The 10907-nt window shown below is 65.3% G+C and carries 8 protein-coding genes and 1 pseudogene; 7 read left to right on the top strand and 2 right to left on the bottom strand.

Annotated features, from left to right (window positions below; all coding sequences use genetic code 11):
• The 3 genes and pseudogenes from ACZM96_RS07135 to ACZM96_RS07125 all read left to right on the top strand — a co-directional run.
• A pseudogene (locus ACZM96_RS07135) lies at window positions 1-550 on the top strand (4Fe-4S ferredoxin); the annotation flags it as partial.
• A 241-nt stretch (window positions 551-791) separates the two neighbouring features.
• Window positions 792-1262 carry a type III secretion system chaperone gene (locus ACZM96_RS07130; protein ID WP_489488182.1) on the top strand — a complete coding sequence of 157 codons (471 nt, stop codon included), beginning with the start codon at window positions 792-794 and terminating at the stop codon, window positions 1260-1262.
• A 19-nt stretch (window positions 1263-1281) separates the two neighbouring features.
• Window positions 1282-4995 carry a hypothetical protein gene (locus tag ACZM96_RS07125; RefSeq protein ID WP_489488181.1) on the top strand — a complete coding sequence of 1238 codons (3714 nt, stop codon included), beginning with the start codon at window positions 1282-1284 and terminating at the stop codon, window positions 4993-4995.
• Window positions 4996-5391: 396 nt separating this feature from the next.
• Here ACZM96_RS07125 and ACZM96_RS07120 read toward each other — a convergent pair whose 3' ends face one another.
• Window positions 5392-5838 carry a cyclophilin-like fold protein gene (locus tag ACZM96_RS07120; RefSeq protein WP_489488180.1) on the bottom strand — a complete coding sequence of 149 codons (447 nt, stop codon included), beginning with the start codon at window positions 5836-5838 and terminating at the stop codon, window positions 5392-5394.
• Window positions 5839-6247: 409 nt separating this feature from the next.
• On the opposite strand from ACZM96_RS07120, the gene ACZM96_RS07115 reads away from it, so the two are divergent.
• Together ACZM96_RS07115 and nrdD are read left to right on the top strand one after the other, a co-directional pair.
• Window positions 6248-6799 carry a glycosyl hydrolase 108 family protein gene (locus tag ACZM96_RS07115; RefSeq protein ID WP_489488179.1) on the top strand — a complete coding sequence of 184 codons (552 nt, stop codon included), beginning with the start codon at window positions 6248-6250 and terminating at the stop codon, window positions 6797-6799.
• Window positions 6800-6809: 10 nt separating this feature from the next.
• Window positions 6810-6983 carry an anaerobic ribonucleoside-triphosphate reductase gene (nrdD, locus tag ACZM96_RS07110; RefSeq protein WP_489488177.1) on the top strand — a complete coding sequence of 58 codons (174 nt, stop codon included), beginning with the start codon at window positions 6810-6812 and terminating at the stop codon, window positions 6981-6983.
• Window positions 6984-7376: 393 nt separating this feature from the next.
• Here nrdD and ACZM96_RS07105 read toward each other — a convergent pair whose 3' ends face one another.
• The gene (locus ACZM96_RS07105) at window positions 7377-7580 is read right to left on the bottom strand and encodes a hypothetical protein (RefSeq protein ID WP_346664627.1); all 204 of its coding nucleotides are present in this window, start codon (window positions 7578-7580) and stop codon (window positions 7377-7379) included.
• 812 nt (window positions 7581-8392) lie between these two features.
• Here ACZM96_RS07105 and ACZM96_RS07100 point away from each other — a divergent pair.
• Complete coding sequence (locus tag ACZM96_RS07100) at window positions 8393-10183, top strand: hypothetical protein (RefSeq protein WP_489488176.1); 1791 nt, start codon at window positions 8393-8395, stop codon at window positions 10181-10183.
• A gap of 22 nt (window positions 10184-10205) precedes the next feature.
• Entirely contained in the window at window positions 10206-10667 is a 462-nt protein-coding gene (locus ACZM96_RS07095) for a type III secretion system chaperone (protein WP_489488175.1), read from the top strand.
• Window positions 10668-10907 lie beyond the last annotated feature (240 nt).

Raw genomic sequence — 10907 nt, 5'->3', positions numbered from 1 at the left:
GTGCTACTTCGGCTCGTGGGACGCCTGGGCCGCGTCCCGCGCAAAGCCTTTGCCGCATCCCGGCCCGCTGCGCTGGCGCGTGCTTTCGCTTCTGCTGGTCTGCCTGGCGGCGCTGGCGCTTCGCCGCTTTGCGTCGCTGCCTGCGGCCGTGGCCTGCGGCGCGGCGCTGGGGCTCGTCATGATTCCCGCAGCCTTCTTCGTCAGCCGCCGCAGAGGCTGGGCCGCCTACTGCACCCTGATTTGTCCGCTGGGGCTGCTTTCCTGCCTTGCGGGCCGGCTTTCCCCCTGGCGCGTGCGTCGATCCGCCACGTGTACGCTCTGCGGCGCGTGTACGCGCGTCTGCCGCTACGGCGCGCTCACGAAAGAACGTCTTGAAGCCGGAGGCCCCGGACTCTCCTGCACATTGTGCCGCGACTGCCTGAACGTCTGCCCCCGCGGCGGCCTGACCATGACCTGCGCCGGGCATGGCGCAGGAGGCCGCGCGGAAAAGGCGTTCGTTGTTCTGGCGTGCGCGCTGCACGCGCTCTTTCTTTTCTCCGCCATGGTGTGATGCCGGTCGGCGCAGTGGCGCGTCATTTGTTCTTGTGCGCCGTGTGCCCCTGTGCCATACTGAAAAAGAGTGCCGGGAGCCTGCGCTCCGTTTTTCGGATGCCGTTCTCCGCGCCTTGCCGCGTTCGGAGGAAGACGAACCTTCGGAGGCTCTTTCGCGGCGCGCCGGTTCATCATTCCCCGCTGACGGCGCTTGTTCACGGCACGGATTTTGCATGGAAAAGCGTGAAAGGAGCGTCAACATGGATCAGAGCCTTTCCTACATTGAAGCGCTGAACAGGGAAACCGGACTGGATATTCGGCTTTCCGACGCCGGGGCCGCGTATCTGATGCTCGACGGCCGCGGACTGCTGATCCAGTGGCTGGAGGCGCAGCAGATGTTCGTGATCTACGCGGAAGTGGGGCCCCTTGCGGGCTGGCGCGACGGCGAAGTGCTGCGTCGGCTTCTGGCCGCCAACTTTCTTTTCATGCAGACCCGGGGCGGGGCGCTCAGCTACGATGCCGCCGCCAACATGGTTGGCATGAACTATGCGCTTCCCGTGTACGGTCTTTCGCCGGAAGACTTTGTGAAGAAGCTCGACGCCGTGCTGACGCTGACGGAAGAGTGGAGAGATGAGCTGCGCCGCCTGTGCGCGGAGCAGGAAAGACTTGCCGGAGGTGAGCCCCCGGAAGACGACTCCCTTTCCGCCGTGCAGAACATGATGCGGGTCTGACCCCAACGAGGAGGCTGCCATGCCTGTTGATCTGAACACGCTGTTTCAGAACGTTTCCGTTCTTGACGACAATGTGCAGTTTCATGCCCCCGCCGCCGACGATCTGCGGCAGGGCAGCGCGCTGCACGGCCTGAAGAAGCATTTCGAGTCGGCCCGCGCCGCGGAAAACCGGGCGGCGGTGCAGGCGTTCATGACGGCCATTTCTCAGCATCCGGCCTATGCGGCGCAGCTCGGCGCGGTGCGCGCTCCGCTCGACGAGCTCATGCAGCGCGGCAGTCCGCTCACGGCGGGCGCGGTGCGGCAGACGCAGCTTGCCCTGAACATGCAGCTTGCGTCCGTCGCGGGCGCGGAGCTTGTCCGCCGCGGCAACCTTCCGGCGGGGCACGCCTCGTCGTTTGCGTGGTTTGCGGCCTCGCGCGGTCTGCCGCTCGGCGACGAAGCGCAGCAGGCGGCGGCGCTGAAATCGTATCTGCTTTCGGAAGTGTGTCCGAAGTTTGCGGAAGGGCTGAGCCGTCTGCCGGATCTTGGCGACGGCGAGAAGAACCGGGCCGCGCGGGAGCTCATGCTGCGGATGCGCGGTCCGCTGGAAGGCCGGAACGGTTTTTTCGCCCGCGAGCTCGACCGCGAACTTGCCCGCGGACTGCAGGTGTTTGACTTTCGGGATTTTGAGCGGGCCTTTGCCGACGCCTGCGCGCAGGACATGGATCTGGCGCGCTTTCTGAGCGCCGAGGATCTGGAGGCCGTTGCGGCGGAAGAGAAGCCCGCAGACATTCTGGCGGCGCTTCACGAAGCGCGGGACGAGCTCGGGGCGGACGGCCTGAGCGCGCTGTGCAACAAGCTCATCGTGCGTTCGGGGCCGCTGTCCACGCGCGAGGAGCGCGCCTTTGAAATCAGGGCCTGTCAGGTGGAGATGGCGGGCGAGCTTGCGGCGGGCGTGGCCATGCAGCGTCATGGTCTGCCTGCGAGCTTTGCCGTGGCCGTGGGGCATCATCCCGAAGTGGAGACGCTTGCGCGGGAGAGGCTCGGGAGCGTCTCGCCGATGCACATTCCCGACGGCAGGGAGGTGTTCGACGCGCTTTCCGAGGCGGTGGAGAAACTGCTGGAAGAGCATCTGCCGCTGCTTCAGGAACTGGCCGTGATGGCGCAGAACCCGCCCGTGAAGCTGGATCCGCCGCTCACGCTGGAAACCATGCCGCGGTACATCAACGCCATGATGTTCGGCGATGTGCTGCTGGAGCCGCTGCTGCACGACGGCGCGGCGCTCGATGAGTTTTTTCTCGACCGTCTGGTGGGGCTCACGCTGTCGCTCGATGCCGCAACCCACGCGATGGAAGGCGATTTCGGCGCCCGCGACAGGAATAGCGTGCTGGAAAATACCCTTTCGCTGATTCTGGCGCGTCGCGGCGTGCCGCAGCAGATGCTGCCGGAAATGGTGTCGCGCGCGGTGACGAAGTTCGGACGCCTGGCCTCGGAACTCAATTCCGCGGCGGGCGCGATGCGCAGCGGGGCCTACGGACGGGACGCCATGATGATTTCGGCAAGAATGCTGCCCATGGCGGGAGCGCTTCAGATATTCGGTCAGCAGCTCATTTCCGCCATGAGCGACGAGCAGCGCAGCGGCATGAAGCTCGACATGTTCAACGCGCCCGCCCCGGGAGCGGACGTGCGGGAGCTGCGTCGACGGGGAGCGGCGTTTACGGAGGGCACATTTCAGAGTGACGTTCCGCTGAACCGGCTTTCCGAGGAGGTGCGCGACTTCGTGGGCGCGGCGGGCGTGCGTCTTCCGGCGATGGATCCCGCCGTGGCGGCCGGTCTTGCGGACGAGCGGGCCGGACGTCTGGCCGCGGACAATCTTTCCATGATGGAGGCGGTGCTCTCCACGCTGATTCCCGAAGGGACGCGCGGCGTTGTTCCGCACACGGGGGAATTTCGGGCGCTGATGGCCGAGGCTGCGGCAACGCGGGACTTCTCCGGCATCGACATGGAGCGCGTGAATCTTGAACCCATGCGCGAAGCGGTGCGGCGTGCGGCTGCCGACGTGACGAAGGCCGCCGTGGACGCGGGCCGGGCCGTGGATCCTGCGGCGGTGCGCGCGGCGGCGGAAGGGACGCTCGTTCAGGAAATGGAGCGCCTGCACGGAACGATGGCCGCCGTGGACGCGCTTGCGGCACGAACGGTGACGAACGGCGTGGCTGCGGGATTTACCGCGGCGGAAAAGGCGGCCATGAAGGAGGCCGCGCAGCTTTTCGGCCTGCGCGACGCGAACGTGCTTGCCTCCATTGCCTCGGCGGCCTGCAACGCATCGTTCGTGCGCGATCTGGTTTCGCTGGGCACTCCCGGCGTCACGGCGCGACAGGTGTTTATGGAGACGCATGCTCTGGTGGGCAGGTATCTCGCCATGCGCGACGCGCTGCCCGGCGACGCGGAAGGCGTGGAAAACGCGCTGCGTGCGGCGATGCTCATCGGCGCGTCGCACCTTTCCCCGGCGCAGGCGGGGGCGCTTGCCGAGGCCATGCGTTCTGTGGCGGCAGAGAGCACGGCGGGCGCGCTGCTCTGGCTTCGGGATCGCGGCCTCAAGCCGAAGGACGAGCGCATGACGGCTGCGATGTTCGACATGATGAACGCCGTGCGCGGGGAAATGGAAGCCGTCGGCGGACGCGGCGACGCGGCGCGCTTTGCCCGCTGGTACGACGCGCGACCGACGCATCCGAGCGAGATTCCGGGCGGGCACAACGGCATCATGACGGAGCTCAAGACGCTGGGCGGCAGAGACAGCATTCCCGACTATTATTTGAGCTTTGCCGGGCACAACCCGCCGCTTGCGCGGGGAGACTGGGACACGCTGGCCGCGGTGCTGTCGCCGCTCATGGAGTCGGCGAAGTCGTCGCCGCGCAAGGACATGCTGCGGGAATGGGTGGCCTCCTCCGCGGAAGAGATTCTGGCGGCCATGCATGACGGCGGAGGGCCGCTGTCGCTGCCTCGTCTGTGGGACATATTTACTGGAGGGCGTCTGGGGCCCATGCCTGCCTCGGTCACGGGCATGGACGCCGTGGCCCGCATGCTGGACGCTGTGGACACGGCGTATCATGAGCGCGTGAAGCTTGTGGAGGACGAGGCGTTTCCGGGGAGCAACGAGTGGAAGCTGTTCCACAACAGCGGTCTGGGCGTGCCGCCGCGGAAGCTGCTGGAACTGATTGAACCCGGCAGTTCCCTTTCGCTCAACGATATCCGCATGAGTCTGGAAATGACGTCCATGCGCGACGTGACGCCGGAGAGCGTGTACCGGCTCGGCGAGGATTTCGTGCGGCAGGGCCAGAGCGCGACGCTGCGCTTCACGAAGGCCGACGGCACGTCTCTGAGCGTGCATCCGGTGAAGATTCCGAAGCATGAGATTTCCGAGGATCATCCGGTGCTGCGTCCGATTCTGGATTTCTGGCGGGGCATGACGCATTCCGAAACGCAGTTCCTGCGGGTGGCGCAGGCCTTTTCGCAGACGCCGCTCATTGCGGCGAGGTTCATGAGCGGGGTGTTCCCGGGCCTGCAGTACAACGAGCACGGCGCGTTCATGATGAGCGCGGTGGAGCAGGCGGACGGCTCCATAGTCATGGACATCAACGGCGACCCGACGCTTCCGCTGCGGTTCCACGAACAGTTCCTCATCCGGCCCGACGGCTCGCACGTCTGCACGGCGTTCGAGATGAGCCGTCCGGCGCTGAACGACCGGCAGGCGTAACCAGACGCAACGCCGGAGCATGCTGAAAGGGACGCCCCGACTCGGGGCGTCCTGCTTTTTTTTTGGGGGGGGAAAAGGCGGAAGGGCGCGAAACAGGCATTCCGCCGGAATTTTTAAAGCAATGCTTTAAGTTTTTCCAAAAAGGGGAGCGCGGATGAAGGGTCCTGCGGGGTTGCGGCACGCGGCATGGCGGCGGGCGATGCGGGCGTTGCGGCCTGTTGCGCCTCTCGGCAGGCAGTGAGTCACCGTGCAGCCAGCGGCGGCACACCGGCAGCAAGTCTGCGGCTCGCAGGCAAGGTTGCGGCATCGGGCGACGACGCGCCCCGCCGGGGTAGCGGCTTCAACCTCCGCGATTCTTTTGCGATGCGGGCGTTGCGTCCTTGGAAACGCGCGGGCTCAGCGCGGATTCGCCTTCGTGATGGTGAGCACGTCGCCGTTTTTCGCGTCGGCAATGGGCGAGAGATCGGCGTCCTGAATCCGGCCCAGCGGCACGAGTCCGCGCGACCACGAAAAGTCCCGATAGAACACCGCGAGATTCCCCCACGGCGCATACCAGGCAAGATCGCCCGCCGTGGGCGTGCAGCCTTCCGGCGCGTCCCTGCCGCTGAGCCGTTGCGGCAGATCGCTGATTTTTTCCGTGCCGTTGAAGTCCTGAAGCGGCAGGGAGAGCGGCAGCATGGCGAAAAATTCGTGACCGGCGGGGCTGTCTTCCAGCGTGGCGGAAAGCGTGCTTCCGTTGATGCTGAGCGTGACCGTCGGCTCGGCGGCGCGGACTCCTCCGGCGGCAAACGCGGAAACGAACGCGGCGACAACAACGGGCAGAACGAAGGGACGGCGGATCATGACGACTCCTTTTCGGCGCGGCAAAGGGGCGGCCTCTTGTCCGCAAAAAACGCGCCGAGCCTTCATGATAGAGAATCCGGGACGTTGCGGCAAATGCCTGTGTTGCATGAGCTGCATGCGCGCAGGGCATGGATCCCTCCGCGGCGGTGTTCGTGCGGCATGGCGGCAGGCAGCGCACCGTTGCGGCCTGTTGTGCCTCTCGGCAGGCATCGAGGCATCGTGCCGCGGCGTTACCTCGGCAACGCGGTCCTGCGAGCCGCAGGAAATGTTGCGGCATCAGGCGACGATGCGCCCCGCCGGGGAGCGGCTTCGACCTCCGCGCTTCTTTTGCGGCGCGGCGGCTTCCTTTTTCCCCCTGTGCCGCAGTGACGGCGACGGATAGGCTCTCTGGAAAAAAGGGAGCTTTTTTATGGGAAATTTTGAAAAAGCGCACGATTTCACATCGCGGTGGGAAGGCGGACGCGTCGGGCATGTTGCCGATTTCGGCGGATCCGCGAATGCCGGCGTCAGTCCGGCCGCTCTCAGGGAGCAGGAAGATCTGGGCGATACTGGCGAAGACGGCGACCTTGAAGGCGACTTCGACGCCGACGGTTCCGCCCTCACGCCGGAGCGCGAGCGCAGGCGCATGCGCCGCAGGTTCTGGGACGCCCTGAGCCTCGACGACGTGAAGCCGCTCTGCGCCGTGGTGATGTACGACACCGCCGTGAACATGGGAACCGACTGCGCCTGTCGTCTTGTGCAGAAGGCCCTCGGCCTGCGCGCAGACGGCGTATGGGGGCCCGTGACCCTTGCCGCGCTGCGCACCTGTAGCGACCGCAAAACCGCCGTGGCCGTCTGCCATCTGCGCCGGGCCCGCTACCACGAACTCGTCAACGGCAACGGCAGCCTGAAACCCTTCCTCGACGGATGGCTCCGTCGCGTGGATTCCCTCGAAAAAACCGTGGAAGCCGACAACGGCTGAAGGAGACGCCATGAATGACGCTGCATGCATCGGCCGCGGCGTGCCCTTTGAACGCATCCGCCGCATCACCGGCTACCTCGTGGGCACGACGGACAGATTCAACAACGCCAAGCGCGCCGAAGAACGCGACCGCGTGAAACACTGCACTCTCGAACCCGTGAAACCCTCCGCGGAAAGGGCATAGAGAGGAGATGAGGAAGGGGAACAGGCCGGAGTCTCGGGGCAAGTTCTGATGGGGAGAAACAGGCAGGATGACAGGCGGGAGCCTCGGGCGCTGACCGAACGCCGCCGGGGGGAGGATTCCCCGACACGTCGGGCCGCCCGAGTTCCTCACGATTTCAGGAAGTCCGGGGCGTGGGGAAGAGCGCCTTCACGTCGTCCGTGAGGCGCGGGCGGCGCTGAGGCGTGTCCGGGGCGTGGAAAAAAGATTTTTCAGAGATGGTTCGACGCCTCGCTTCGGAAGAGCCGGGGAGACGGAAAAGGAGGGAGGCGGAAAAGGGGAAGGAAAAAGAAGGAAAAGGACGGGAGAAAATCGCCGGGGCCCGCAGCACAGCGGGCTTCCGGCTTTTTTTGTGGGCTACTTTTTGTCCCATTCGTGCCCGTTGGCCTTCCACCAGAGGCACGATTCCCGGCACCAGTATTCGGTAACGATGAAGGCGTCCTTTTCGTAGGTCAGATCCGTGGGGCGGCAGCCCGTTTCCTCGCAGGGCATTTTGCACAGCACCACAAGGTTGGAACGCTCGCCGTGCGGGCAGGGATATTTCTTCTTGTTTTCTTCCATGATCTCGTCCTGTCGAACATGCTTTGTCCGCCGCTTCGGGGGCGGGCGTTGCCGGCGCAGGCGCGGGGCTGCGGGAACAGGCCGTCACGCCGGAATCTTCGTTGAGAGGTTCTCGCGGGAGCGCCCGGGGCGTCTGTGCCCGGGCGGCTGTCCTTCGGCGTTTCGCGCCGCGCTTCTGCGCAGCCGCAGCATGGCACAAAAAGGCCCGGAGCGCCAGCGCGGCCCCGCCGTTGCGACCGGCCCCCGCAGAGAGGCGAAAGCGCCGGGGCATCGTGCGCTTCGGAAAAAGCCGGGCGTTCGCCCTGCGCGCGCTCGCCCGTGGCGATTTTTCGGGATGGACGGATGAAAAGCTTCCGCCCCTCGCGCGGTCGCGCGCCCAAACTGCTGTTGCCGCTGCCTTCTCCGTCGAGCGTCCGCCCCGCGCGTCCGTTGCCCTGGTCTGTGGGGGCCTGCGTGTTTTTCAGCAGCGTTCGCCCTGCAAGCATCCGCCGTCCTGCGCGTGTCGCTTCGGGGAAGTCAACATTGTTCTCTTTGAAAAAGAATTGGTCAATTTTTTGACATGGACCTGATGACATGCCACGAAAGTTGGCGTTTTTGCGGGGCGTCGTTCGTGCCGCGGCTGCACGAAATACGTTCCGGCGCAGGGCATTGGCCCGTCTGCGCCCGCCTTTTGGAGCGGCAGGGCGTGGAGAAGCGCATGGCATGCTTCTTGCATACTGAAAGACGCAGGGGGAATCCGTCCGCTCCCTGTGTCTTTCTTGCCTGCCGGGCGCTTTCGTGACATCCTCCATCCAAACCTACGGAGCAGCACCATGCCGAGATCCATTTCATCTGATTTCACGGCGTTCAGCCGCATGGCCGATTCGCTGAGCGATAATTCCAGTCTTGTTGTGAAGAACGGAGGTTTTGCCGCGCAGGGCAGGGTCGGCACGTTCTTCACTCTCAAGTCCACCAACAGACAGGCCGGCGACGAGCTCTTCAGCATGGTGCGGCAGAAGTACGGCAACACCGTGGCCGACGCGCTGGCTCCCCGCCTGCGCGGCGTGCGCGAAGAGGGGCGTCCGCTCAGCGCAAGGCTCGTGCGCGACGTGCTCCACAGCGCCGCCGACATGGCCGACGGCCTTTCCCGCATCAATGCCGACATGGCCCGTCACTTCGTGCTCGGCAACACCGGCCCGGGCGACACCCGCAACATCGCGCACGCCTTCAACGAGTTCTGCGCGGCGAACGGCATGGATCCGGCGGCGCATCAGTCGCTCATGGCCGAGTTCGGCAAGGCGGTCATCCGGGCGGCCACGGCCGAAAACGGCAGGGTGATGAGCTACGAGGATTTGAGCGCTATGGTGCGCACGGCCTCCACGCCCGATTTGAAGAGAGCCTGGAACGAAGTGCGTGCCGGAGCGTTTCTTGCTTCCCCCGCAACGCACGCCGCGGTTTCCTCGCTCGCCGATTCCCTGAATCTCGATGCGGCGCAGCGCCAGCAGCTCGGCCGCGTGGTCAACATGACCGTGCATCACGAGGCCGAACTTGCCGCCGACGGCAACCGCGTGTTCGACGATCAGGCAATGCTGCGCCGCATTGCCGACGGTTCCCTTGAGGAAGGGAAGAATTTCGCCTTCGCCTGCGGCAAAAATGTGGATGTGTCGCCCATGGCGCAGGACGCCATGGTCTGGACCACGCCTGCCACGGCGGCGGACATGGCGGTGGTGACCAGCCGCTTTTCGGGCAGCGGGATGGGCTGCGTGGCGCTGATTTCGCAGCGTCTCGGCGAAATGCGGGCTCTCCAGCCCGACGGCCTCCTCACCCGCGAAACCATCTGGCAGGGCTGCTTTCACGAACCCATGCCCGCCGAACGAAAGTACGAAAGCCTGCGCGACTTCAACAACGCCATGTTTGCGCGGCTTGCCGCCGTGTTCGAGCAGGCGAAGCCCGGCGATCTCACGGCGCCCACGATGGGCATGACCTCACTTTCTTCGGGCGTGACTCTGGATAAGGCGGAGGCCGGTCTGCGCGGCCCGGTATCCCTGTCCATCGACGATTTCGTGAATCGTCCGTCGCTTACGCCTCCCGGGCTCCTGGGCACGCTGGACCAGGTGGAAGCCTCTCTCGCCAAGGACCTCAATCGTCGCGGCACGTCCGGCGCGCTGCCGGGCTACAGCCCCATCGTGACCTTCGGCGTTCCGGGCGGCCCGGTGGACACCGTGAACATTCACGACACCTCGGCGTTCACCGAAGAGGAACTTGCACGCTTCAACGTGGGTTCGACGTCGCCGGTCAGTGCGGAACTTGCGCGGCGCGCGGTGGCGCTTTGCAACGGCAACGACGTGCAGGCGCGGCAGGTCATTCTGAGCATGGGGCAGAGCGGCGCGTTTCTGGTGCGGTCCAACAGTCATTTCACCGGCATTTATCAGTCCGAACATTCTCCGCTGGACATCGACGTGCGCCGCGAGGAAAACGGCAACGTCACCATGCGCTTTTACAAGCCTGCGGCCTCGCCGCTGGACATGGACTACACCTACACCATCACGCCGGACGGGCGCGGCACGCTGACGGCCTGCCGAATTCAGGCCCGTGCGCCTCAGACCGCCGCGGCGGGGAATTGAACTTCATTTGAGGATATGAATCATGCCTGATGCCTTTACTTCTCTTTTGTCGGCGCTGGCTCCCGCGCTGGGACTGCCGGAAATCACCGTGCGCGAGGACGATCCTTCCTGCCTTCTGGTCATCGACGATTTTGAAGTCAGCCTGCGCTGGCTGCCGGAAGCCGACATGGTGATGATGTTCACCGTGGTGGCACCGCTGCCCTTGGAGGGGCGGGAAGCGCTCTACGCCGAGCTTTTGGACGCCAACACGTTTTTTCACGGCACGCAGGGCTTTACGCTGGCCGCACGGGAAGACACGGGAGTGACGCTTCAGGGCGTGATGTCCATGCGCATGCTCGACGGCTCGAACGTGGCGCAGTGGGTGCAGAACTTTGTGGACGTGGCTTCGGAGTGGCAGGCCGTCTGCCTGAAGGAGCCGGAAGCGCAGCCCGGCGCGCAGCCGGAGCCGCAGGCCGTGTTCCCGCAGGACATGCTGCGGGTGTAGAACGCTGATCCGTCGGACGGGCGAAGTGCAGGGGAGTGCCTGCAAGCGTTCGTGCCGAAAAGAAAGGCCGCCTTCGGGCGGTCTTTTTTTGTGCGCTCCCGCTGCCCGGGAGGAGAAAAGAGGAGAGGGAAAAGGAGAACCGGCGGGGGATGGACGGGAAAGGCGGCGCGCTGCCCGGGGGCAGCATCATGATTTTGGGCCGTCATCGTGTTGTGCGGGCTCCATGTTGTGCGTTTTTGG

The organism is Mailhella sp. (genome assembly GCF_057866825.1).
The sequence above is the reverse complement of the archived record's forward strand: the minus strand, read 5'-3'. Positions and strand labels throughout refer to the sequence as shown.

Excerpts from the sequence above, each read along its gene's own strand:
- ACZM96_RS07130 (WP_489488182.1), top strand. The coding sequence starts at position 792 with ATGGATCAGAGCCTTTCCTACATTGAAGCGCTGAACAGGGAAACCGGA.
- ACZM96_RS07125 (WP_489488181.1), top strand. The coding sequence starts at position 1,282 with ATGCCTGTTGATCTGAACACGCTGTTTCAGAACGTTTCCGTTCTTGAC.
- ACZM96_RS07120 (WP_489488180.1), bottom strand. The coding sequence starts at position 5,838 with ATGATCCGCCGTCCCTTCGTTCTGCCCGTTGTTGTCGCCGCGTTCGTT.
- ACZM96_RS07115 (WP_489488179.1), top strand. The coding sequence starts at position 6,248 with ATGGGAAATTTTGAAAAAGCGCACGATTTCACATCGCGGTGGGAAGGC.
- nrdD (WP_489488177.1), top strand. The coding sequence starts at position 6,810 with ATGAATGACGCTGCATGCATCGGCCGCGGCGTGCCCTTTGAACGCATC.
- ACZM96_RS07105 (WP_346664627.1), bottom strand. The coding sequence starts at position 7,580 with ATGGAAGAAAACAAGAAGAAATATCCCTGCCCGCACGGCGAGCGTTCC.
- ACZM96_RS07100 (WP_489488176.1), top strand. The coding sequence starts at position 8,393 with ATGCCGAGATCCATTTCATCTGATTTCACGGCGTTCAGCCGCATGGCC.
- ACZM96_RS07095 (WP_489488175.1), top strand. The coding sequence starts at position 10,206 with ATGCCTGATGCCTTTACTTCTCTTTTGTCGGCGCTGGCTCCCGCGCTG.